Raw genomic sequence first — 24,261 nt, forward strand, 5'->3', positions numbered from 1 at the left:
TTCTTTTTTTAAAAAATAGTTTAAAATTATAATAACTATAATTGGAGGTATCCTATGGCAAAGAATAGTTTTTTTACAAAATTCAAGCATGATTTTTGTTATCTATGTGTTATTGCAATATTATTTTCTTTTGTAGGTTTTGTAATAGAAAATGTTGTTAAGGTAATAGCTACAGGTACTATAGATAATTGTAATTATATATTGCCATTTAATGCAGCCTATGGCTTAATGGCATTCTTATTCTATATTATTGGTAAGCCAGATACTCCATCTATTTTTGGAATAGAGATTATTAAATCTCATTCCCTAAAAACAAAAATAATATCTAATATTATCTATTTTATTATCCTATTTGGATTAATCTTAGGTGGGGAAATCGCAATTGGTTATTTTTGGCACTTAGTAATTCATGTAGATATATTTGATTATAGCAAATGGGCGCTTCATATAACAAAATATGCAGAATTCTTTACAACCTTAGGTATATCAACATTATTCTATTTATTTTTAAAATTTGTATATCATCCAATATTAAATATGATGAGGGAAAAGCATAGACCAAGAGAAATGGTAGGAGGAGCTATATTCTATTTCATTTTAATTGGAGATTTAACATATGGCTTTGTTAATATTTTAATGAGTGAGGATAAAAAAGGGCCTATCTATTGGAGCTTAAATTTAACAGATGGTGTTGTTGATGTTATAGCCTTAGTCAATATAATATTAATTGTTTTATTCTATGCCTTTATTACTATATTCATATTTGCAAATTTAAAATATTTTACAGTTAAGAAATATACAATTTCTAAAAAGAATTCTATAACTAAATTTGCAATATTCATTGCGGCAAGAAATGAATCCAAGGTAATTGCCTCAACCCTAAGAGCTCTTTATGATTCCTCTTATCCACATAAGAAATATGATATTTATGTAATGGTACAAGAGCCTGATGATCCTACAATTGAAATATGCAAAGAATTTAGTAATGTATATTGTTATGTAAGAGAAACAACGGATCAAGGAAAGGGCTATGTACTTGATGAGATAGTAAAGAAGATATTAAAAGAAAATAGAGTATATGATGCATATTTAGTTTTAGATGCAGATAATATTGTTGAATATGAATATTTAGCTAGAATGAATGATGCATTTTTAGATGGGTTTGATATTGTTGTCGGAAATAGAAATAATAAGAATTGGAATTCTAGTGCAACCTCTGGAGCATCTGGATTAACATTTTCAATTATTAATTTCCAAAATGAATTAAAAACTAGATTTGGTGAAATGGTATTATTAACTGGTACAGGCTTTTGTATTAAGGCTAGTATTATCAATTCCCTTGGTGGATGGCCATTTCATTCTTTAACAGAGGATTATGAAATATCTAAATATGCAGAAGAGAATAAGCTTACATCCTGTTATGTATCGGATGCTATATTTTATGATGAGCAGCCAATTCATTTAAAGGATTCTATTAAGCAAAGAACTCGTTGGGTTAAAGGGTTTATGGATAATCAAAAGGGCTTAAAAAAGATGAATCTTCAAGGATTCTCTGCCTTTGGTGCAGCTATAGCCTTTATCGCCTTTGTTTTATATAATTTAGTATTATCCATTATTGAGCTTGTAACTGGCAAGGGTGATGTAAGACATATATATTTTGTAATAGCAAGTATTTCATTTTATTATATTGTTGTTTTTGTTATATCCTTGATTATATTCTTACTAGATAGAAAGAATAATGATATAAAGCCAATAAGAGCAATCTTAGTATCCTTATATCATCCAATATTTTTAGCTACTTATATTATTTCATTCTTTAGAATGTTTAAGAAGAAAGGTAAAACCTGGGAGGTTATACCTCATTCTGTTACCGATAAAGAAAAATAAATTTATGGATCCCACTTCAGAAGAAGTGGGGTTTTATTTATGGCGTAAAGATTTATAAAATAATGTTGACTTATTGAAATACATTGTGTACAATATAATTGTGAACAATGAAAGAGAGGTAAACCTTATGGCAAGCATATATGATAAGGAATATAAAGTAAAAAGAAGAGATGATAGTATATTTGATATTTCATCATTAAAAGGGAATGTATTAATTATTGTAAATACAGCTACAGGCTGTGGGTTTACACCACAGTATGAGGGATTAGAAAATCTATATAAGAAATATCATGATAAGGGACTTGAGATTTTAGATTTCCCTTGTAATCAGTTTGGTCACCAGGCTCCAGGTAGCGATGATGAGATTCATGAGTTTTGTACTGCGAAATATAAAACATCCTTTGATCAGTTTAAAAAGGTGGATGTGAATGGAGATAATGAGCTTGAATTATATACATTCTTAAAAGAAGAAATTAAAGAGGATGATATAAGAGGTGTATCTCATAAAATGAAAATGGGTATGGTAAAGGGATTATCTAAAACCTATAAAAAGAAGGAAGATATCTTATGGAATTTTACAAAATTCTTAGTAGATAAGGCTGGTAATGTTATAATGAGATTATCTCCTATTGAAGAGCCATCCTTAATGGAAGATAAAATTAAAGAATTATTAGGTGAATAATATGTATGATGCAATCATTATAGGTGCAGGTCCTGCAGGAATATCTGCAAGCTTATATTTAAAAAGAGCAAATAAAAATGTATTAGTTTTATATCATGGAGAATCCGAGCTTGAAAAAGCTCATAGGATTGAAAACTATTATGGTTTTCCAAATGGTATTACTGGAGCTAATTTATACCAAAATGGTATTTCTCAAGCCAAGGCTTTAGGAGTAGATGTTTTAGATAGTGAAGTATTATCCATTTTAATGAATGAAAAAATGGAATTTAATGTAAAAACTATAGGTCAAGAATATCAAGCGAAGGTTATTATTCTTGCAACAGGGAATAAGAAATTAAAGCCAAACATTAAAGGTGTAGAAGAATATGAAGGTAGGGGAATTTCTTATTGTGCTATATGTGATGGATTCTTTTATAGAAAAAAGCCTGTTGTAGTTATTGGTAGTGGTAATTATGCAATTAGTGAGGCAACAGAACTTCTAAATGTAACTTCTGATGTTAAAATTTTAACCAATGGATTAAAGATGGAGCAGGATACAGATATTCCATTTGATGAAAGAAAAATAAAGGAAGTTTCAGGAGAAGATAGAATTTCTTATGTTTTATTTGAGGATGATGAAAAATTAGAATGTAAGGGTGTATTTATCGCACTAGGAGAAGCAGGGGGCGCTGATTTTGCTAAAAAGCTTGGAATCTATATGGAGAAAGATTTAATTATTGTAGATGAGAATATGAAAACAACAGTCCCTGGTGTATATGCTATAGGAAATGTTGTTGGTGGATTATTACAAATTAATAAGGCAGTATATGAAGGTGCAAAGGCTGCCTTAGATGCAATAAAATATATTAATGAGAAGAGGTAAAAAATGATGGTTGTATTAATTGAAAATGAAAAGCAGTTTGATGAATTAGTTAGAGGTGAAAAGCCACTATTAGTTGACTTTTATGCAGATTGGTGTGGACCATGTAGAATGCAATCTCCAATTGTGGATGCTATTGCAGAGGAAAATAGTGATGTAGTTGTTGCAAAAGTAAATGTAGATGATGTTCCAGAAGTAGCAGAGCGCTTTGGAATTGTATCTATTCCAACATTATTGATTTTTAAGAATGGTTCAGTGGTAAAACAATTTGTAGGAGTAACAATGAAGGCTACTATTTTGGCTTCATTAAAGTAATATTATGGATAAATATGATTGTTTAAAGCTTGAAAATCAGATATGCTTCCCACTATATGTTGCAGCAAAGGAAGTTGTAAGAAAATATAAGCCATTCTTAGATGAGCTGGATTTAACATATACACAGTATATTGCCATGATGGTAATTTGGCAGGAAAAAAAGCTTCATGTTACAGAGCTTGGTAAGAGGCTATATTTAGATACAGGAACAATTTCTCCATTAATAAGAAAGCTAAGAGAAAAGAATTATATTACCTTATCTAGAGATAAGGAAGATGAAAGAGTTCAGATTATAGAGATTACTAAAGATGGCGAAGAATTAAGGGATAGGGCAGTAAGTGTTCCTTTAGCTATGCAGAAGAATAATTGCGTAAATTTAACTGTAGAAGAAGCTATCGCTTTAAAGAAAACTCTAGAAAAAATTATAGGTATAAAACAATAAAATCGTTATAGAAAAGACACATGTTTGATGGGGCAAAATCTCATTTTATGTGTCTTTTCTTTTTGTTTTGTTATGTTATACTTTAAGTATGAGAGATAAAAAAAGGGGACGATTATTATGGAGATTTCTTCAGTACTACATGGGGCGAATAAAAGATATGCCTATGCCTTAGATAAGGATTTATTTTTAATTCGCATCACAACAAAAAAGAATGATATGAAAAGAATCATTCTGCATTACCAGGATAAATACATTCCAGTTTCTAGGTTTGATACAAGAAAAGTTATAGAAATGGAAAAGTATGCAAGTGATTCTATTAGAGATTATTATCAGGTTAAAATTAATATTCATTTAGTATGCTTAAGATATTATTTTGAGCTTATTGGTAGTGATAGCTCTGTAATGTATTTTGGTAATGAAAGATTTTTTAAAGAAAATATAGAAACTATTGATTATATGTTTGATTTACCACAAACATTAAGAGAAGAAGAAATGTTTATTGTACCAGCTTGGGCTAAGAATAAGGTTGTATATCAAATATTCCCATCTAGATTTGCATCATCTATCGATGTATCTGAAGAAATTTGGTATAAAGCACCAATTAACCATATGACCAATCTAGGTGGTAATTTAAAGGGTATTACTAAAAAATTAAATCATATCCATGAGCTTGGTGCGGATGTCATCTATTTGACTCCTATTTTTAGAAGCCCATCGATGCATAAATATGATACAATTGATTATTATCAAATAGATCCTACTTTTGGATCTAAGGAGGATTTAATTGAATTAGTAGATAGTGCACATAAGCTTGGTATAAGAATTATTTTAGATGGAGTATTTAATCATACATCCAGAGAATTCTTTGCATTTAAGGATATTATGGAGAATAAAGAAAAATCTAAATATTTGAATTGGTATTATATTGATAGCTTCCCTCTTGTAATGGAATTTGGTAAAAAGCCTAATTTTAAATGCTTTTCCTACTTTGGTGGAATGCCTAAATTGAAAGAAAATAATAAAGAGGTAAGAAAATATTTTATCGACGTTGCAAAATATTGGATTAAAGAAGCCAAGATTGATGGATGGAGGCTTGATGTTGCAGATGAAATAGCTCATTCCTTCTTTAGAGATTTAAGAAATGAAATCAAAGAAGAATATCCAGATACCTTAATCATTGGAGAGGTATGGCATTATGCAGATGACTTTTTAGATGGTGATGAATGGGATACAGTTATGAATTATGATTTCCTATTCGCAGTTAAGGGATTGTTAAGTGAGAATAGACTAACTGTATCTGAATTTTATAATGACTTATCTACAATTAGGGGTAAGGTTCATTACAGAGTATACCCAATATTATGGAATCTATTAGATAGTCATGATACAGAAAGGTTCTATAATAGTGTTGGATATGATAAGGGGAAGATGATGCTTGCCTCAGCATTCCAATTATTATCCACTGGTATGCCACTTATATATTATGGTGATGAATATGGTATGGAGGGTGGACATGACCCAGACTCCAGAAGAGGAATGTATTGGGATGAAAAATATCAGGATTTAGAAATGTATTCTTGGTATAGAGATTTAATTTCTGTAAGAAAGACATATCCATCTTTTTTAGAAGAAGAGGATTTATTTGTTACTTGTAATGATGATTTAGGTACTATTCGTATAGAAAAGGAGCATTATGTCATCATTTATAATGCTAGTGATAAGGAAGTATTCTTTGATGAATTAAAATTAAGAATGGATCTTATTAGTGGTGTTGTATCCGATGGATATGTTAAAGGATATGGTGTATTTATTTATAAGAAATAGAAAAAGGGCCTGCAAAAACAGGTCCTTTACTTTTTAGAATGCAGCTTTGAAATTTGACCACATTTGATTTAATGCGGCTGTTTGATCTCCAAAATCCTTCATAATACAGCATCTTACTAATGTTTCTTCATCTGGATACTGGGCATCAAATTGTCTTCCACGCTCTTCTTGATCTACATATATTTTTGCCTCATAGCCGAAGTAGAAGGATAAATCAACTAAATCACAATCAACTTCCTCTGGGTCTTCTTCATACCAATCTAATACTAAGTCCCAAATAGCATCTCCAACAATAGGAGAAGTGTAGCCTGTGTATTCCATGCATTCGGCTGCAATTTCAGGATCACAAATGAAATTAACAAATTCCTGTGCTAAATCCTTATTTGCACCCTTAGGCATACACCAACCATCAAACCAAACATTAGAGCCTTCCTCTGGAATAATGTAGTTTAGTGTCTTTCCAAGCTCATCAGCTTGATCCATTGCATATACTGCATCACCACTCCATGCAGTATTAATCCAATATGTACCCTTAACCATTTCGTTTTTACCATCATCGGTTTCAAGTCCATAAATGTTTTTCTTTAATCCGATTAAGGCAGCCTCAGCCTTAGCTAATGTTTCATTATCGCATCTGTTAAAGATTAAGGATAGCTGTTCATTATATTCTGTATCGGATAAGATACCATTATCATGATTAGTCTTTAATTCTAATACTTCATCTTGGTATACATGTAAGATTACAGTTGCGTAAGTATCTCTTATAGAATCCTTTAATGCAATTTTACCTTTATAGTTGGTATTAAACTGTAATTCCCAAGTAGATGCATCGTCCATATCTACATTTTCTGGGTCATATAAATATCCCATTGTTCCCCAAAAGTAAGGAACTGCGAAGGTAGAAAAGCCTTGTTCATAGAATAAGTCTTTAATATATGGAGAGCCATAATCTCTAAAATTAGAAAGCTTATCTCCATATTCCTTTGTTTCCATATCAAAGTCAAATTTTTCAAGCATTCCTTCAGCTTCCATTTTTTGAATCATATAATCGGATGGGCAAATTAAATCTGGTTGAATAGAACCTGCCTTCATCTGGTTATACATATCCTCTGGAGTTGAGAATGTTTCATAGCTTACATAAACAGTTTTACCGTAAGTTTCATAATAATAATCGGAAAATTTATCGACAGTTGATTTTGCTTCAATATTTCCATATTCATCTGTACCCTCAAATATATAATCCTCCCAGTTATAAACAACTAAGGTTAAATCATAATGAGTACAAGAGGATAAGGAGATGGTTCCTAAGATTAGGGAAGAAGTAGCACAAAGTGTCTGAATTAATCTTTTTTTCATTAGCGTTGTTCCTTCTTTCTTAGTCTCATAGAAATTGCAAACATTACAAGCATTACTACAATAAATAATACAGTAGTAAACGCTCTAAGCTGAATAGGTAGGGATTCCTTTTTTGTTACTGCCTCAACATATGTTGAAATAGTTTCAAAGCCCTGACCTGGCTTAGTAAATGCAGTTACAATATAATCATCTAAGGATAGAGTAACAGAAAGTAAGAAGCCTGAAATAATACCAGGTAGGATATCAGGAATCATTACCTTAAAGATTGCTTGAGGCTGAGTTGCACCTAAGTCTAGAGCTGCCTCATATAAGGAATTATCCATCTGTTCAAGCTTTGGCTCAACAGATAATACAACAAATGGAACAGTTAATACCATATGTCCTATGACTAGTGTTAAGAAAGTTCTTGGCCACTGCATAGAAACAAATAGAATACATAGGGAAATTGCCATAACGATTTCGGCATTAACTACTGGGATTTGGTTAACAAAGCTAAATGTTCTTTTTAACCATTTTCTTTTCATATAATGGGTACCAATAGCTCCTGCAGTACCAACTATGGTTGCAAGACCACCTGCACATAACGCAACAAGGATTGTATTTCCTGCAGCATTCCAAATCTTTTGAGCATATTTATTTCCTGCATAATTAAATAATGTTTGGTATGGAATGAAGGAAAATCCATTCCATGTACCTGTAATTCTAGCTGTAGTAAAGGAATTAACAATTAAATAGAAAATTGGTAAATCCATAAGAATTAATATAAAAAATATAAATATTTTAACAAGTATCTTTTGAAGCTTTTCCGCTTTTCTTTTTCTTGCTAATAATTCATCTGTTGAAAGAGTTTTGGTATTCATTAGAATAATCCTCCTCTCTTAACAGGCTTTTTGTCATTTGCAATGCTTGAAATTAATGTAGTTAAACCAATCATTAATAGCATAATAATTGCTAAAACAGAACCTACATTATAAGAGTTTTGAGCAGTAGAGGAGAATTGGTTTGCAATTAAATTACCAATTAATGTAACCTTACCTCCACCTAGCTTATCTGCAATGACATAGCTTGACATTGTAGGCATGAAAGTCATTAAAATTGCGGAAATGATTCCAGGAACTGTCATAGGTAGTATTGTTTTAAAGAATACCTGAGGAGGGTTAGCTCCTAAATCCTTGGCAGCCTCAATTTGACTTTGGTCAAGCTTTAGCATTTGGTTATATAAAGGTAGTATCGCAAATGGCAAATAGTTATATACCATACCAATAACTGTAGATAATAATGCATGGTTTTCAGCAGAAATTCCAATCCACGCAAGCATATCTCTTGTTGCGATAGTTCGAATTACGAAGTTGATCCACATAGGGATTAAGAATAAATATACTAAAATCTTATTTTTGTTATACTTGCTATTCGCTAAAAAGTATGCGATAGGATAACCAATAAGTAAGCATACTAAGGTATTTAATACACCAACAATAATGGACATTCCAATAACCTTGAAGTTAGAAGAATTTGAAAATATAGTTTGGAAATTTTCAAATGTGAACTGTCCACTAGAATTCGTAAATGCATAGAATAAGATTAATACAATTGGGGCTAAAATGAATAGAATCATAAATAATGCATAAGGAATGCAAAGGCTAGCCTTAAAATTCATATGTCTTATTCCATATCCGATTCTTTTTAGGAAGCCCATTATTTGTTACCTCCCTTTAAGGAAACCTTAATTTGGGATTTATCAATAATAACAGAAACAGTATCCTCTTCGTTCCATAGCCATTCACTATTTAACATGAAATCCTCCTCCTCAGGAGTTCTTACGATGATTTCGTAGTGATCACCTAAGTAAATCATAGAAATGATATTACCTTTGATTTCACTTGCATCTAAATCATCTGAAATTTGAATTGCTTCAAATGGAACTTCAACATTAATTGCCATATTTTCATAATGGATAACACGACCATTTTCATCCACTAATTCATCATTTTCATTGAAAGAAGAATTAGGGAATAGGGATGTAATATCAAAATCGAAGTCTGCGTTTGCAAATTCAATTTGATGATTCTTAGTAATAAAGCCATCATAGAAATTAGAAGTATATGGCTTTTTCATGATTTGAATATTAACTGGATCTACAGATAAACCAACAGTGATGCCTTCCTCTAAATATTTTGTAGATTGTACGATTAGCTCATTTTTACCAATCATTACAATATATTCATAATGCATACCCTTAAAAATTCTTGATGCGATAACACCATCAATTGTGCCTTTTCCTCCTTCGGATAAAATAACATCCTCAGGACGAATAACCACATCTACCTTTTCGTTTACCTGAAATTTACCAAAATCTACTGGGTCTGCATCAAAATATGCACCTAAGAAACGTACCTTGTTATCCTTAGCCATAGTTCCTGTATAAATAGAGGATTCACCTATGAAGTCTGCAACAAAGGAATTGATTGGTTCATCATAAATTCCCTTAGGGTCTCCAATTTGCTGAATGTTACCATCGTTCATAACAACAATAGTATCACTCATAGTTAATGCTTCCTCTTGGTCATGAGTTACATAAATGAAGGTAATGCCTAATTGCTTATGCATAGCTTTAAGCTCAAGCTGCATTTCCTTTCTCATTTTTAAATCTAGTGCGCCAAGTGGTTCATCAAGAAGAAGAATTTCTGGTTCGTTAACGATAGCTCTTGCGATAGCGATTCTTTGCTGCTGTCCACCAGATAATGTAGAGATAGGTCTTTTTTCAAAGCCTTCTAGATCTACAATCTTTAATGCATTAGATACCTTTTCGTGAATGACTTGCTTATCTAAATGCTTATATTTGATTTTTGGATTACCATTCTTATCTAATACCTTATTACCATCCTTATCTAAAACCTCACAAGGGATTTTCTTAAGCTTTAATCCAAAGGCAATGTTGTCATAAACATTTAAATGCTGGAATAATGCATATCTTTGAAATACTGTATTAATAGGTCTTTTATGTGGTGGAAGAAGAGAAATATCCCTTCCATTTAATAAAATTTCACCTGATGTAGGTAATTCAAAGCCTGCAATCATTCTTAATGTTGTGGTTTTACCACATCCTGAAGGTCCAAGAAAAGTAACAAATTCTCCTTTCTTGACCTTTAGGTTAAAGTTCTCAACAGCGTAAAATTCGCTGTTTTCATACATCTTAAAGACGTTATTTAATTCAATTATGTAATTTGTTTCCTTTTCCATGTTTACCTCCTTGTAAAAAAGAAAATCTTAACACGAAATAAAAATTTGCTTTCCCTTCATGTTAAGACAATCAGTTTTGCCAGTTTATTAAATAAAATTTAATACATAACTAGTCTTATTTTATCAAATTCAGTTTGAAATGCAATGAAAAAATAAAAATAATCCCTAGAAATAAAATTTTAAAATGCAATGTTATTCTCAAATTATATTTAGTGACACCGTGTTTCATTTCTAATAATAACGTTTGTTTTTGTTGTTTTTGCAATATATGTGTCATTATAGGCTGGCGATAGTATCGCAAAATTTAAATTAGTAGATAAGAATATAGAAAAAAATTTTTAAGAGTTAGTGCTTTTGCTGGCTTAGCAGTTTTTGTTGTTGTATTAGCTTCTTGTGGTGAGAATATTGATTTAACTACTAGAGCTATAGTATTATAAGTATTAGATGTTATGACAAACTATAACATCTTTTTTTCTTGTTATAAAAAGCACAAAAACTGGTAGAGTGTCCATAATTTGATTAAATGTGAAAATGTAGTATAATATAATATGCAATAAAGCAAAAACAAAACAAAAAAAGGAGACAAAAAAATGAAAAAAATGTTTTTAAGAGCTAGTGCTTTCGCTGGCTTAGCTTTTAGTGCTTTAGCTTTAGCATCCTGTGGTGGATCTAGCGAAGTTGAAGTAAAGGATGCACAAGGCAATACTGTTAAGATTAGCCAGACAGAGGATTCTGAGGCTGTAACAAAGGCTTTAGTAGTAGTTGCTCAGAATGGTATGACAAAGACAGAGAAGAATTATGCATTCTCTGTTGATGCAAAGGTTGATGCAAATATTAATGTATCTCTTCAGGGAATTACAGGTAATATTGCTGCTAATGCTAGTGCATATGTAGGTGCAACTTTAGGTAATAAGACTTATAAGGCTTATACTCCAACAGAAGAAGGTTATGCTGAGGCAGATAATACTGAAGCAGCTGCATTCTTAAAGCAGAATTTAGGTCTATTAGCATCTTTAGATGGTTCTGTTAAGTTCTCTAATGTTACTGTAGATGAAAAGTATGAAGGTTTTGCAAATTATTCTAAAGAAATGCTTGATGCTGTTAAGGAATCAGTTTCAGGATACAATAACAAGACTGCAACTGCAAAGGCAAGAGCATTCTTATATGATGGTGCATTCTATGTTGAATTAGATGCAAATGCTCCAAAGGAAATGGCAAATGCAAAAGAAGATTTAGCTTTAAATTATTATGGTAAGATGGCATTACCTTTAGATGATATGGCTGCTATGGTTTCTACAGCTTTATCTGATTACCAGACATTAAGCTATGATGAATTTATCGAGAAGTATTCTTCTATGTTAGAAATGTTTAATATTTCTTTACCTACAATGCCAATGGGAAGCTTATCTATTCCTGATGATTTCTTCACAAGTGAAGATTATACTAAGGTAGTAAATGCTGTTAAGGCTTTAGGTGTTAAGATTTCTTCTGTTAATAACAATAATGTTACATTCAGTGTAGATTTAACTGTTAACAAGTTATTAGAGGCTGCTAAGTCTTATCTAGGTGAAGAAGCAGTTACTGCTATGGTTTCTACTTTAGGTTTAGATAATGTTAATAAGGATACTACATTCTTATCTTTATCTATTTCATATGATGTTGTAAAGAACGTAGTAACTCAAGTTAAGGCTTCTTCACAGGCAGTAGATGTTATTGCTACATTAGTAAATGTAGTTGCAAATGTTATCTCTATGATGCAGGGCTCAACTGGTGGTACAGCTTTAATTCCTGAAGGTGCTTTAACTGGTAATTTCTCATTTGAGGCTAACTTCAAGGTTGATGGCGATGTAAGCTTCACAGCTGCTCCAAACAGCTCTTATGAATATGCTGATTTAGATTTAGGCGAATTACCATTTGCTGCTTAATTAAATAGTATAGGGTCAGCCGCATGGCTGGCCTTTTTTTTGACTTTTTTAAAAAAAAGAGTATTATATAAGTACTTAAAACAAAAACAAAAAGGAGATTTAAAATTATGAAAAAAGCGTTTATGAGCGTTTTTGCTTTTTCAGGCTTAGCACTAAGTGCATTTGCTCTTGCATCTTGTGGTGAAGCTAAAGAAGTAGAAATTAAGGATTTAAATGGAGAGACTTATAAGATTAGCCAAACAGAGGATGCACAATCTGTATCTAAGGCTATGGTTTTAGCAGTAAATCAGGTAGTATCTTCCAATACAGATAAGATTTATGCAATTGGCTTAGATGCATCTATTAATGGAGATATTACTGCATCATCTTATGGTATTACTGGTTCTGTAAAGTCAAATAATACTATTTCTGCAGGTGTATCAATTGGTACTAAAACATATAGAGATTGGACTGAAGAAGGAGTTGGAGATTATGATTATAATCAAGAATTAAAAGATAATTTATCCTTCTATTTAAGTGCTAGTTCCAATAGTCATTGTACAAGCATGACAATAGATAAGAATGATGATAGTTTTAAGAATTTCACAGAAGAAGAATTAGAAAGTGCAAATAAAGTAATTTCTGCCTTAAATGGAAAGGATTTAACCGCAAACTATCGTATGTATTCCAATGGTGGATATATTTATGGTGAAATGGATGCAGAAATCCCACAAGAGTTTGCTAATGTATTCACACAAGTAGGTAACGAGCTTGAAGCAATCAATCATACATATGTTAAGGCTCCATATGATTTTGGAGATTCTGCTATACAAGTTTGCCAGGTATTAAATGATTATCAAACTAAGAGCTTAACTGAATTCTATGATACATATGGCACTTTAATTACAGGCTCCATGGGAGTATCTATTCCTTCTTTAAAGTTTGATGAGAACTATTTTGAATCAAAGGATTATCAGACTTTAGTTGATATGGTTTCAGCTATTGGGGTTAAAGTATCTAATGTTTCTAATGGTAATGTTACTTTTGAAGTAAATGTTACAGAAAAGGAAGTTGTTGAATTTGTAAAGAAGCTAGATGATAGTGATGCATTACTTATTGCAAAGGCAATCTTCTCTGGTGAAAAATCCTTATTAGATGCATCTATTACTATTAATGTTGAAAATGGTAGATTAATATCTTTTAAGCTTTCTAGTGGTGCATTAGATATCGTTCCTCAAATGATTAATGTTTTAGTAAATGTAATTATTGGTGGCGCATTTAATAAAGATAAATCTGTTGAAGAAATTTTAGCCAATATGTCTCCAATTCCATTTGAATTATCTGGTTCTATTTCTTTTGAAGTTAACTTTAAATATAATGGTGATGTTAAAGTAGCAGAAAATCCAAAGAGTGATAAGACTTATCAAGAAGTAGAATCTATTGGTGATATCTTTAAATCCTAATTAAATAAATTTAATTAACCAGCCTAGTGCTGGTTTTTCTTTACTTTTTTTAATAACGGTAGTATTATGAAAAAGGCAGTAAAAAATTTAAATTATGAGGAGAGAAAAAAATGAAAAAAATTATTTTAAGCTGTGGTGCAATCGCCACTTTAGCTTTAAGCAGCATTGCTTTAGCAAGTTGTGGTGGAGCTAGTGAAGTAGAGATTAAGGATTTAAATGGAGAGACTTATAAGATTAGCCAAACAGAGGATACAGAGGCTGTATCTAAGGCTTTAGTTTTAGCTTCCAAAAATGCATTAAGCGAGGATCAAGAAAAGCTTTATGCAATTGAAGCTGATTTAGCACTTGATGGTAAAATCAATGTATCAGGCTTTAATGGATTAAATTTTAATATAGAATTAAATGCGAACGGAAAAGCTGGAGTATCTATTGGTACTCACCAGTATCAGGGCCATTCTATGCAAGTGGAACCATCAGAAGAAGATATGTTAAGAGCTGAAGAAGAATTACTTAATAATTTAAAATTCTTAGCAGAAGGATCTGCTTCTTTAAAGTTTACAGATATTTCTTTAGATGAAAAATCTTCATTATATGATGGATTATCCGATGAAATTATGCAAAAGGATAGAGAGGCAGTTCAAAAGATTAAGGGAAAGTCTTTAACTGCTAATGCTAGAGTATTTATGTATGAAGGATATGGCTATACTGAAGTAGATTCAGCTACGCCAAAGGAATTGCTATTTAGCCCAACTTCAGGTGAATATCTTGAAAATCTTCAAAATGAATTCCATATGCATGAAAAAGCAGATATGCATAATATGGGTTATTCTAGTGTAGTTGCAACTTCATTACTTCATGATTATCAAACAATGACTTTAACTGAATTATTAGAAGCAGATGGCTCCTATATTCCAAATTATTTAAAATACCTAGGAATTCCATTTAATATGGAAGATGCAAAATCTTTACTTTCTATGGGGAATATTGACGAGTCTTTCTATGAAAGTGATTCATATAAAATGATTAAGGCAGTTGTTGAGACAATAGGTATTAGCATTTCTAAGGTAGAAAATGATAATATTACCTTTGCTTTAGATTTAAATGAAAAGGAAATCCCAGCACTTGCAAAGAAATTAGGCTTAAAAGAAAGCCTAGGAATTTCAAATTTAGATTCCTTATTATCATTAATGTTTAATAATGATAATTCATTATTGAATCTATCTTTCTCTATGAATGCTAAAACTGGTAGATTAACAAATGTTACATTAAATTTAGAAAGAGTAGATAGAATCATTACAGCAGTAAAGCTAGCTGTTCCAACATCTTATTTCCCACTACCTGATGAAGCAAGTGGAAATATTCATTTAACACTAGATGTTAAATATAATAATGATGTAAAATTAGATGCAGTACCTAATGCTTCATATGTATATGAAGAGCCTAATAAATATTTGCAGTAATAAATAAAATAGAAATCAGCCAACAAAATGGCTGATTTTTTGACCCCAAAGGAGAATAAAAATGGACTCATTAAAGGAATTAAAATTAAAGATAGACGAGTTTACAGAAGAAAGAAATTGGAATCAATTTCATACACCATCTAACTTGGCTAAAAGTATTTCTATAGAAGCAGGAGAATTACTTGAGTGCTTCCAATGGAGTGATACAGATTATGATTTAAATCAAGTAGAAGAGGAGCTTGCGGATGTATTTAATTATTGTATCCAGCTTGCATCTGTACTAAATTTAGATGTTAAAGAAATAATATTAAAGAAAATGGAGAAGAATGCTAAGAAGTACCCTAAGGATAAGGCTTATGGTAATAGCGCTAAGTATGATAAGCTATGAGAATAAATAATAATGGTAATAATATAAATTATATCCATGATAAAGCTGGTAATGATACATTAGTTGTAATGTTTCATGGACTTACAATGTCTTCTATAATATATCCTTTTAATGAGTTAGCTAAAGATATATTAAAAATGGGCTATGATGTATTAAGATTCGATTTTATTGGTCATGGAGAATCCTATGGAGATTCTAAGGATATGACATTGGAAAAAGAAATCCAAGATGCTAGCTTTATGATTGAAAGATTTAGGAAAGGATATAAAAAGCTTATTCTACTAGGCCATTCTCAAGGTGGGCTTGTTGCAAATTACTTATCTACTTTATTTTGCCCAACTAAAGTCATTTTACTTGCTCCTGCATTTAATATATATGATTGTGTGAAAAATAAAATGTTTTTTGGAAAACCAATTAAAGAGGGAAAAGACCTTCATTTATGGAATATGACATTTACCAAGGAATATTTTCTTGATATTTCTGATGAATCATATTATAATCTTAATCCATTCACTAAAGTTATAATCATTCATGGAAGCGAAGATATATTAGTTCCAATTTCTTATAGTATAAACCTTAAGGAAAAGTATTCTAATGTATCTTTAAGAATTATTCCAAACAGTGACCATGAATTTATAGGCTTTTATGATGAATTGATTAAGGAAGTCGGTGAAGCTTTAAATGAATAAAAAATATTTAATACCATTTGTATTTACTATCTTTGTTTTAACAAGCTGTGGAGTAGATGCTAATAAAACAGCTACTTTAACAGAAACAACTACAAATATAGAAACAACTACAACTAGTAGTACTATGGAGACTACAACAGAAACTCTAGAAACTACTACAACTACAGTTACTCCTACTACAACGAAGGAGAAAAAGGAATTCTATACATATTCTAGCTTTATAGAAGAAGCCTTTGGTATAGATACTATTATTTATAATGTAGATGATACAAATCCATATGGTATTGATTTAACTATTTATGGATCTAACATTTCTGCAATATTTTATGAGCCTAAAAATGTATCTAATCCATATACAAATTTATCCTTTGATGAATTTTATAATGATTATGAAATTGCAATAACTTATGAGGATGCTAAAAATAGAAGTGAATGTGGCTTTATTGCAGGAGATATTACACCACAGGGCTATTTACCTTTAGATAATGGAATAAAAGAAGAAGATACTTATATAAGAGTATCTACAGGAACTTATATTTTAGCTACTAATGGTAATTATATTGGTTATATTCCAAATACCTTTGGCTCTTATCATGCAATATATTATGGATGTGGTTATGTATCAATGGAGGATGTAGCAGCATATTTACTCGCATTTGGTGAATTACCACCAAATAGTAATTATGGTACAAGTTCATACGATAGAAACGAATGTATTGAAACATGGGGAATTTATGGAAGAGTAAATAAAGCAAACTTTTCTGGTGATGTAAATAGATACCCTTATGAGCCATTATTACCTAATATTATGGGTGAAGATAGTATATATTATACTGAAACAGATTTTGGTACAACAGGTAGCTATAAATATAAATTCTATAGTAGAAAAGAACAAACAGTTAATTCTTATAATAATGGAGAATATATTGAAAGAAACATTTGTAGATTTGTATTTGTAAGTGATTATGATGTTAAAAGTATTGATGAAAGATATGTCTTCTATACTTATAATCATTATAATGATTTCCAAGAATATTTAAATTATGAAGGTGGATGGGGTTTAAGATTTGGCTGTGAGAGTGCTGGAAACCTTCCTTGTAGCTCAAGAAACGATTATGACGAATCTTTTACGCCTTCAACACAGTACCCTTCGACAATTATTAGACGTTTTAGTGAAATTGTCTAAAAAAATATAATTTCACATAATTTTTTGACAATTTATGTCGATTTATGTAATATAATGTAATTGCTTAAGAAATAAGTTATCATATAAACTCCCTAAAATATGATGACTGTCATAAGCAAACTATAACTCTCCCAATTTAAGGAATAAGGAACAGCTCCCACTGTTCCTTATTTCTTTTTTTAACAATATAATTTATAATTAACATGAGGCGATAATTATGCATTTAAGAGAAGATATAAAAGAATTCTTAGAAACTATTCCAAATAATGTTACTATAGTTGCAGCAACGAAATATGTTTCGGATATAGAAATGAGAGATTTATATAATGCCAATATTACAAATTTTGGTGAAAATAGAGTAGAAGCATTCCTAGATAAATATGAAAAGCTTAAGGATATAAATCCTACATGGCATTTTATAGGACATTTACAAAGAAATAAAGCGAAGAAGATTATTAATAAAATAGATTACTTGCATTCCTTAGATTCTATAGAACTAGCTAAAATAATCAATAAGGAAAGAGAAAAACCACTAAACTGCTTTATTGAGGTATCGATTAATTTAGAGGAATCTAAAGATGGTGTACCATATATGGAAATTGATGATTTCATGAATCAGGTATTACAATTCGATAAGGTTAAAATTGTAGGATTCATGATGATGGCTATTAAGGGTGATAGTATCGAGGATTTAAAGAATCAATTTGAAAGATTAAGAGATTTAAGGGATTTAGTTTCTAAAAAATATAAAATAGATATTCCATATTTATCTATGGGTATGAGTGATGATTATAAAGAAGCTATAGAGGCATCAGCCACTCATATAAGATTAGGTAGGATTTTATGGAAGGATTAGAAAGCTTTAAAAGAAGGATAGAATCTTCTATTAAAAGGGTAATAGAAGGTGGAGTAGTATTACTACCATTTTTAGATGATGCGGAAGAAGGTATTGTACTTTCCTTAACAAAATATGAGAATAATATAAATGTATATTTTGATGGAGGAATCATTAATTCGGATCGTAAGAGATGTATTATAACTACTTATGATATAGAAAAGGAAGATTTTAAAATTCGTGTATTTGAAATAATTTATAATAAAAAATATTATGAATTATATCATAGAAGTATTTTAGGGGCTTTAATGGGCCTTGGAATTAAAAGAGAATGTGTTGGAGATATTGTAATTACTTTAGATAAAAGATGCTATGTAGCAGTTACAGAGGAGATATCTAGCTTTTTATTAGCTGAATTTAAAAGTGTTGGTAAGGCTCCAATTGAATTAAAAGAGGTAGATTACCCTATAGAAAATGAAATTAGATATCAAGATAAGGTTTATTTTTTATCTAGCTTAAGATTAGATGTTGTAATCGCAAATGCATATTCCTTATCTAGAAGCGAAGCGTTAGAATACTTAGAAAGAGGAGATGTATCTATTAATCATTTTCCAAATCAAAACCCATCACATATTTGTAAATTAGATGATGAAATTAGTGTTAGACATAAAGGAAGAGTTAAGGTTTCTTCTATTGGCGGAACATCAAAAAGTGGAAGATTAGCTATTACTTTATCTAAAAGAGTGTAGGAGGTAGCAATGGAGGCTATAACAAAGGAAGTAATGAAAAAAATTGATAGCTATACCTGTCAAAATATAACAAAATCCATTGATTTAATGGAAGAAGCAGGAGCCTCTTTTGCTAAGGTTACTTTAAAGTATTATAATCCTAAAAGGGTATTACTCTTAGTAGGCTCTAGTGGTAATGGTGGAGATGCGCTTGTATTAGGTAGATACCTTTTAAAGATGGGTATTCATGTAGATGCTTATTTAGTTTCTAAAAATTTATCTATCGATTGTAAAACAAATAAGGATTTATTTTTAGGTGATTTTTATTATGAATTACCTAAGCTAGATTATGATTTAATTATTGATGGTTTAATTGGCTTTGGATTAAATAGTAAATTAAAAGATAATTATATAGATGTAATTGAGAAGGTAAATCATTCTAAGCTACCTATAGTAGCACTGGATATCCCAACAGGTATTGATGCTACTAGTGGTATTTCTTATGGTGCATTTATAAAGGCAGATTTATTAATCACTATAGAATATCCTAAGACTGGTTTATTTTTAAATGATGGATTAGATTCTTATAAGAAATTAGAAATTATATCTATAGGTATAACACCTACAAATGAATTCGTTCATATCAATGAAATAAATGATTTTAAAGGAGTTTTACCTAAAAGAAATAGAAATACCAATAAGGGAAGCTATGGAAAAGCTTTAATTATTGGTGGTTCTTATAAATACCCTGGGGCATCTATGCTAGCGTATAGTAGCTTAAATCAATTTAAAATGGGGGTTGGCTATTCTTATTTATATGTACCAAAGGAGGTATATGAGCTATATGCTTTAAGACATCCTGAGGTAATAGTTTCATCCTTACCATCTATAGATGGTCATATTAAATATGATGAAGAGGCTTTAAAGCCACTTTTAAAAATGGATTCTATAGCTATAGGTATGGGTATGGATATATCAATAGATTTATATGAGGTTATATTATATTTTTTAGTAAATTATGATAAAACATTAGTATTAGATGCAGATGCATTAAATACTATTGCAAAATATGGTATGTCTCCACTTAAGAATAAAAAATGTAAGGTTATTATGACTCCTCATATTAAAGAGATGGAAAGATTATCCTTAAGAGGAACAAATGAGATATTAAATAACCCTATAGATATTGCAAAGGAATTTGCAAATATGTATGATGTAACTATAATTTTAAAGAGTGCATCATCTATTATTAGCGATGGAAAGAGTATTTCTATATCTAATTTTGGGAATCCAAGTTTAGCTAAGGGTGGAAGTGGAGATACCTTAAGTGGTATATTATCTGGAGTTTTAGCTTATTTAGATATTACACCCTTTGAAGCAGCTAATCTTTCTTGTTATATACTTGGTAGAGCCAGTGAATTTGCGAGTATGGAAATAGAAGAGGAATGTATGAGTCCTTTAGATATTTCTAAATATATAAATAAAGTTTTTAAGGAGATAAAAAATGAATAAAATAGGTATTATTTGTGCAATGAAATCCGAAATGGACATTTTATTAAATGCCATTGGAGAAGGAAGAAAGGTTAAAATGCTAGGCTGTACCTTCTATGAAGGAAGTATTAATAACCATGAGGTAGTTTTATCCTTATGTGGAGTTGGCAAGGTAAATTCAGCTATTGCAGCTACATTATTAATTAGTGAATTCCAGTGTAGCTTAATTATTAATTCAGGTATTGCTGGTGGTGTTAGTCCATTAAAGAAAAGAGATTCTGTCATCGCATCAAGTCTTTTATACTATGATGTAGATGTTACACCATTTGGATATGAAAAAGGACAAGTACCAGGACTTCCAAAAGAGTTTATGGTTAATCCAGATTTATTAATTTTTGTTAAGAGTATTTTTAATCGATTAGAATTACCATATAAGTGTACAAAGATTTATTCTGGAGACCAATTTGTTGTATCCTTTGATCAGCTAAATGGTATTAAAGCTGGAGATGGCTTTGCTATTGAAATGGAGGGTGCATCTATTGCCCAGGTATGTATTAGAGCAGGAATTGATTTTATTGTTTTAAGATATATTTCTGATATTATTGGAGAAGAAAATCAAGAAGAAGAGTATTTTAAATTTGAAAAAGATATGGCAGAAAGAAGTGCATCTGTTACCTTAACTTTGTTAAAAAATATGGAATAAATACTATTAGCCGGACGTTTGTTCGGCTTTTTCTTTTAATTTTGATGTTTTTATTCAAAATAAATACGCTTTCATTGATAAAAATTTTAATTTTGTTATTGAAATTAAACAAAAACGTTATAGAATATTACTTACATAAAAGAAAATGGAGGGTATTGTTTATGAAGAAAAAATTTATCGCTCTTGGTATGACTTTTTTTGCAGGATTAGCTTTAGCTTCTTGTGGAGATGATACTAAGACAACAACTGGTGAAACTACAACAGTAGAAACAACTACAGCCACTGGTGAGACAACAACAGAAACTACAACTGAAACAGGCACTGGTGAGACTACAACTGAAACCACAACTGAAACTACAACAGAGAGTACTACAGAAACTGTTACTTACAAATTCTATGAAGCTACTCCTGCTACATATGTCAGCAAGGGTCTTAAGGCTTTTTATTATGGTTCTGATGGTAAGGTTTATGATGAGGATATGAATGAAGTATCTGCAGCAGACTTATACATTGATTACCTAGAATTTGAAGTTAGTGTTGCAGAGGTTAAGGAAGATGGTTCCGTAAAGCTTGATGTTACTCCTGAAGAATTCCGTGCTGCCTATAAGTATGAATTCATGCTTGACTTAACAAATGGTGAAGATGTTAAGGAAGTAGGTTATGTTAAGTGGGCTGAAGAATTAAAGGAAGGCGATGTTGCAATCGTAGCAGAAGACGAAGTATTAATCGTTGGTAATGGCGTAAACGCTGCTGAAACTTTAGGTCTTGCTAAGGATGATGAGCTTAAGCTTAAGACTATTGATGATGAATTATTTAAGTCTAAGATTGAAGCTATGAATTATATTTATGAGGAAGGTCCAGTAGATGTTAGTGGTAAAGAATTAGCTACTACATATGAGCTTGGTACTGAAGATACTTATTTAGCTTATGGTCAGGCTGTACTTGATGCAATTGCAGCTGAAGAACTAGAACCACAGGCAGTTATTGATTTATATAATGCTTTCTGCGACAAGTATTATTATATCGTTGATGAATATAAGGCAGCTAAGATTTTATCTGATAAGGATAATACTCCTGAGTCTTATGATTTAGCTGATGAGCTTGAAGCATTAATGGATGACTTTGGGGCAATGGATGAGGAAATTGACCTTGCTGCGTATAATTCTAATAAGTATATGGAATTCTACTATTCTCAGTATGATGAGTACTTAGATGAAAACGGTGATTTAGATGTAGAGGCTGTTAAAGCTTATGCTGAAGGCTTAAATCCAGAAGCAACTACTCAGTTAAATGAAATCAGCCAGACTATGAATGGTGCACTATCAAGCTACTATAAGGGTGAAAAGACAGCTGCAGAGGCATTAACTACATACTTTACAGCTGCTAAGGAATATGCTGATTTTGTAAATTATGATAACTATTTAGAGTACGCTTATACTGAAAACTTTGGTAGAGAATACACTGTTGCAGATACTGATGCATTAGCAGACTATATTGCAGAATATATCGTACCAGTTAATGATTATGCATATAGTGTATTTATGGAGTTTGATGCAGCTTCAGAAGCAGATGCTAAGACTACTCGTGTTTATGCAAACGCATGGAACGAATTCCTTGGCTTATACAGAGATTACTATGGAAACTATTTCGAGTATTTTGCTGATTATGCAGAAAATGAAATTGGCGATGAAATGGCTGAAAACTTCAAGTATTATTTCACAAGTGGAAATTATTGGTATTCTGCAACTCCAAATGATAATGTAACAGGTTATGTATGGTCATTCAGTGATGGTACACCACTTATGTTCTTAGGACCAGATTGTCAGGATATTTCTACATTCATTCATGAATTTGGTCATTATAATGAGCACATTACTGCTAAAGATTCTGAATTCTATTCTATGGATTTAAATGAAGTTCATTCTCAGGGTAATGAAATGCTATTCTATCTATATTTAACAACTACTGATGCAGCAAGTGATATTGCTACAGCAGAGTTCTTAAATTATAAGATTTATTCTATGTCTAATACAGTTATTGAAGGCTTCTTAATCAATGAGCTTGAAAAGTGGGCATATACACAGGATATGACAAAGTATGCTGTTGATGGTGGTGCTCTACAGTTTGAAAAGGATTTAAGAAAAGCTTGGTCTGATGTATGTACTGAAAGAAATCTTAAGAGCTATGATACTGATAAGATTTTCAATAGCTGGGTTGAATTAGTTTTATTAAATTACCAGGGTTACTATATCAGCTATAGTACATCTGCAATTGCTGCACTTGAGGTTTATGCAAAGGCAGTAGAAGACTGGGCTTTAGGTGTTGAAGATTATAAGAAGTTATATGCTCCACATGAAGCTACAGATACATTCTCAAGCGTATTAGTTGATTCTGGCTACTATAGCATTTTCGATGAGAATGCATATAAGGCAATTGCTGCTGCTTGCGGTGTACTTTCTGACTCTGGATTAGAAGAATAAAAAAATTAGAGGTTGCTCGTGCAACCTCTTTTCGTATACTAAAACTAGGAGTTAATCTCTTGGTTTTTTTATTTCTAATATTAATGTATAATAATAGTGATGGAAAGTTATTTAATCATTGAGACACACATGCGATCTCGTTAAAACCATTTAGAGCTTTGACTCTTTATTCAATGGTCTTTCCATCGTTATCGAAATAAGCTGGCTGAGAGAATATTTGACTCTCAGCTTTTCTTTTTATCTAGGCATAGATTTAAAGAAAGGTTTTTGAAACTATGGGCGTGACCTCTTTTGAGAATAGCGATGTATCTCGTACAAAAAAATGTCCA

At 31.1% G+C, this 24,261-nt stretch carries 21 protein-coding genes; 17 read left to right on the forward strand and 4 right to left on the reverse strand.

Annotated features, from left to right (window positions below; all coding sequences use genetic code 11):
- Positions 1-54: 54 nt before the first annotated feature.
- The 6 genes from EI71_RS01500 (at position 55) to EI71_RS01525 (ending at position 6,009) form a co-directional block, all read left to right on the forward strand.
- Positions 55-1,887, forward strand: a complete 1,833-nt coding sequence (locus tag EI71_RS01500; RefSeq protein WP_119015476.1) for a glycosyltransferase family 2 protein — start codon at positions 55-57, stop codon at positions 1,885-1,887.
- 127 nt (positions 1,888-2,014) lie between these two features.
- On the forward strand, positions 2,015-2,569 hold the full coding sequence (locus EI71_RS01505; RefSeq protein WP_119015477.1) for a glutathione peroxidase: 555 nt from the start codon (positions 2,015-2,017) through the stop codon (positions 2,567-2,569).
- Between the two features lies 1 nt (position 2,570).
- Complete coding sequence (locus tag EI71_RS01510) at positions 2,571-3,431, forward strand: NAD(P)/FAD-dependent oxidoreductase (RefSeq protein ID WP_119015478.1); 861 nt, start codon at positions 2,571-2,573, stop codon at positions 3,429-3,431.
- A gap of 3 nt (positions 3,432-3,434) precedes the next feature.
- The gene (gene trxA, locus EI71_RS01515; protein WP_119015479.1) at positions 3,435-3,743 is read left to right on the forward strand and encodes a thioredoxin; all 309 of its coding nucleotides are present in this window, start codon (positions 3,435-3,437) and stop codon (positions 3,741-3,743) included.
- A 4-nt stretch (positions 3,744-3,747) separates the two neighbouring features.
- Positions 3,748-4,185 (forward strand): MarR family winged helix-turn-helix transcriptional regulator, encoded by a 438-nt coding sequence (locus EI71_RS01520; protein WP_211320995.1) that lies wholly within the window; start codon positions 3,748-3,750, stop codon positions 4,183-4,185.
- Between the two features lie 117 nt (positions 4,186-4,302).
- On the forward strand, positions 4,303-6,009 hold the full coding sequence (locus EI71_RS01525) for a glycoside hydrolase family 13 protein (RefSeq protein WP_119015481.1): 1,707 nt from the start codon (positions 4,303-4,305) through the stop codon (positions 6,007-6,009).
- Between the two features lie 33 nt (positions 6,010-6,042).
- Here EI71_RS01525 and EI71_RS01530 read toward each other — a convergent pair whose 3' ends face one another.
- From EI71_RS01530 to EI71_RS01545, 4 genes are read right to left on the reverse strand one after another with little or no spacing between them, the layout of a single operon-like run.
- The gene (locus EI71_RS01530; protein ID WP_119015482.1) at positions 6,043-7,365 is read right to left on the reverse strand and encodes an ABC transporter substrate-binding protein; all 1,323 of its coding nucleotides are present in this window, start codon (positions 7,363-7,365) and stop codon (positions 6,043-6,045) included.
- The gene (locus EI71_RS01535; protein ID WP_119015483.1) at positions 7,365-8,225 is read right to left on the reverse strand and encodes an ABC transporter permease; all 861 of its coding nucleotides are present in this window, start codon (positions 8,223-8,225) and stop codon (positions 7,365-7,367) included. The genes EI71_RS01530 and EI71_RS01535 overlap by 1 nt, the downstream gene beginning before the upstream one ends.
- Positions 8,225-9,061 (reverse strand): ABC transporter permease, encoded by an 837-nt coding sequence (locus tag EI71_RS01540; RefSeq protein ID WP_119015484.1) that lies wholly within the window; start codon positions 9,059-9,061, stop codon positions 8,225-8,227. The genes EI71_RS01535 and EI71_RS01540 overlap by 1 nt, the downstream gene beginning before the upstream one ends.
- Positions 9,061-10,605, reverse strand: a complete 1,545-nt coding sequence (locus EI71_RS01545) for an ABC transporter ATP-binding protein (RefSeq protein ID WP_119015485.1) — start codon at positions 10,603-10,605, stop codon at positions 9,061-9,063. Before EI71_RS01545 ends, EI71_RS01540 begins: the two co-directional genes overlap by 1 nt.
- A gap of 590 nt (positions 10,606-11,195) precedes the next feature.
- Here EI71_RS01545 and EI71_RS01550 point away from each other — a divergent pair.
- From EI71_RS01550 to EI71_RS01600, 11 genes are all read left to right on the forward strand, one after another.
- Entirely contained in the window at positions 11,196-12,530 is a 1,335-nt protein-coding gene (locus EI71_RS01550) for a hypothetical protein (protein WP_119015486.1), read from the forward strand.
- A 107-nt stretch (positions 12,531-12,637) separates the two neighbouring features.
- The gene (locus tag EI71_RS01555) at positions 12,638-13,972 is read left to right on the forward strand and encodes a hypothetical protein (protein ID WP_119015487.1); all 1,335 of its coding nucleotides are present in this window, start codon (positions 12,638-12,640) and stop codon (positions 13,970-13,972) included.
- A gap of 110 nt (positions 13,973-14,082) precedes the next feature.
- Positions 14,083-15,432 carry a hypothetical protein gene (locus EI71_RS01560; protein WP_119015488.1) on the forward strand — a complete coding sequence of 450 codons (1,350 nt, stop codon included), beginning with the start codon at positions 14,083-14,085 and terminating at the stop codon, positions 15,430-15,432.
- A 61-nt stretch (positions 15,433-15,493) separates the two neighbouring features.
- Positions 15,494-15,820 (forward strand): nucleotide pyrophosphohydrolase, encoded by a 327-nt coding sequence (locus EI71_RS01565; protein ID WP_162849663.1) that lies wholly within the window; start codon positions 15,494-15,496, stop codon positions 15,818-15,820.
- The gene (locus EI71_RS01570; protein WP_119015490.1) at positions 15,817-16,509 is read left to right on the forward strand and encodes an alpha/beta hydrolase; all 693 of its coding nucleotides are present in this window, start codon (positions 15,817-15,819) and stop codon (positions 16,507-16,509) included. The genes EI71_RS01565 and EI71_RS01570 overlap by 4 nt, the downstream gene beginning before the upstream one ends.
- Positions 16,502-17,695: a hypothetical protein gene (locus tag EI71_RS01575; RefSeq protein ID WP_119015491.1), complete on the forward strand. Its 1,194-nt coding sequence runs from the start codon at positions 16,502-16,504 to the stop codon at positions 17,693-17,695. Before EI71_RS01570 ends, EI71_RS01575 begins: the two co-directional genes overlap by 8 nt.
- A 217-nt stretch (positions 17,696-17,912) precedes the next feature.
- Complete coding sequence (locus EI71_RS01580) at positions 17,913-18,551, forward strand: YggS family pyridoxal phosphate-dependent enzyme (RefSeq protein WP_119015492.1); 639 nt, start codon at positions 17,913-17,915, stop codon at positions 18,549-18,551.
- A complete protein-coding gene (locus EI71_RS01585) occupies positions 18,539-19,279 on the forward strand; it encodes a YlmH family RNA-binding protein (protein ID WP_119015493.1) in 741 nt (246 codons plus the stop codon). The genes EI71_RS01580 and EI71_RS01585 overlap by 13 nt, the downstream gene beginning before the upstream one ends.
- 9 nt (positions 19,280-19,288) lie before the next feature.
- A complete protein-coding gene (locus EI71_RS01590) occupies positions 19,289-20,770 on the forward strand; it encodes an NAD(P)H-hydrate dehydratase (RefSeq protein WP_119015494.1) in 1,482 nt (493 codons plus the stop codon).
- A complete protein-coding gene (locus EI71_RS01595) occupies positions 20,763-21,452 on the forward strand; it encodes a 5'-methylthioadenosine/adenosylhomocysteine nucleosidase (protein WP_119015495.1) in 690 nt (229 codons plus the stop codon). The genes EI71_RS01590 and EI71_RS01595 overlap by 8 nt, the downstream gene beginning before the upstream one ends.
- A gap of 161 nt (positions 21,453-21,613) precedes the next feature.
- The gene (locus EI71_RS01600; RefSeq protein WP_119015496.1) at positions 21,614-23,932 is read left to right on the forward strand and encodes a gluzincin family metallopeptidase; all 2,319 of its coding nucleotides are present in this window, start codon (positions 21,614-21,616) and stop codon (positions 23,930-23,932) included.
- Positions 23,933-24,261 lie beyond the last annotated feature (329 nt).

Source organism: Anaeroplasma bactoclasticum, from assembly GCF_003550015.1.
GTDB lineage: Bacteria > Bacillota_I > Bacilli_A > Acholeplasmatales > Anaeroplasmataceae > Anaeroplasma > Anaeroplasma bactoclasticum.

Coding starts and splice junctions, on each gene's coding strand:
- EI71_RS01500 (WP_119015476.1), top strand. CDS start 55: ATGGCAAAGAATAGTTTTTTTACAAAATTCAAGCATGATTTTTGTTAT.
- EI71_RS01505 (WP_119015477.1), top strand. CDS start 2,015: ATGGCAAGCATATATGATAAGGAATATAAAGTAAAAAGAAGAGATGAT.
- EI71_RS01510 (WP_119015478.1), top strand. CDS start 2,571: ATGTATGATGCAATCATTATAGGTGCAGGTCCTGCAGGAATATCTGCA.
- trxA (WP_119015479.1), top strand. CDS start 3,435: ATGATGGTTGTATTAATTGAAAATGAAAAGCAGTTTGATGAATTAGTT.
- EI71_RS01520 (WP_211320995.1), top strand. CDS start 3,748: ATGGATAAATATGATTGTTTAAAGCTTGAAAATCAGATATGCTTCCCA.
- EI71_RS01525 (WP_119015481.1), top strand. CDS start 4,303: ATGGAGATTTCTTCAGTACTACATGGGGCGAATAAAAGATATGCCTAT.
- EI71_RS01530 (WP_119015482.1), bottom strand. CDS start 7,365: ATGAAAAAAAGATTAATTCAGACACTTTGTGCTACTTCTTCCCTAATC.
- EI71_RS01535 (WP_119015483.1), bottom strand. CDS start 8,225: ATGAATACCAAAACTCTTTCAACAGATGAATTATTAGCAAGAAAAAGA.
- EI71_RS01540 (WP_119015484.1), bottom strand. CDS start 9,061: ATGGGCTTCCTAAAAAGAATCGGATATGGAATAAGACATATGAATTTT.
- EI71_RS01545 (WP_119015485.1), bottom strand. CDS start 10,605: ATGGAAAAGGAAACAAATTACATAATTGAATTAAATAACGTCTTTAAG.
- EI71_RS01550 (WP_119015486.1), top strand. CDS start 11,196: ATGAAAAAAATGTTTTTAAGAGCTAGTGCTTTCGCTGGCTTAGCTTTT.
- EI71_RS01555 (WP_119015487.1), top strand. CDS start 12,638: ATGAAAAAAGCGTTTATGAGCGTTTTTGCTTTTTCAGGCTTAGCACTA.
- EI71_RS01560 (WP_119015488.1), top strand. CDS start 14,083: ATGAAAAAAATTATTTTAAGCTGTGGTGCAATCGCCACTTTAGCTTTA.
- EI71_RS01565 (WP_162849663.1), top strand. CDS start 15,494: ATGGACTCATTAAAGGAATTAAAATTAAAGATAGACGAGTTTACAGAA.
- EI71_RS01570 (WP_119015490.1), top strand. CDS start 15,817: ATGAGAATAAATAATAATGGTAATAATATAAATTATATCCATGATAAA.
- EI71_RS01575 (WP_119015491.1), top strand. CDS start 16,502: ATGAATAAAAAATATTTAATACCATTTGTATTTACTATCTTTGTTTTA.
- EI71_RS01580 (WP_119015492.1), top strand. CDS start 17,913: ATGCATTTAAGAGAAGATATAAAAGAATTCTTAGAAACTATTCCAAAT.
- EI71_RS01585 (WP_119015493.1), top strand. CDS start 18,539: ATGGAAGGATTAGAAAGCTTTAAAAGAAGGATAGAATCTTCTATTAAA.
- EI71_RS01590 (WP_119015494.1), top strand. CDS start 19,289: ATGGAGGCTATAACAAAGGAAGTAATGAAAAAAATTGATAGCTATACC.
- EI71_RS01595 (WP_119015495.1), top strand. CDS start 20,763: ATGAATAAAATAGGTATTATTTGTGCAATGAAATCCGAAATGGACATT.
- EI71_RS01600 (WP_119015496.1), top strand. CDS start 21,614: ATGAAGAAAAAATTTATCGCTCTTGGTATGACTTTTTTTGCAGGATTA.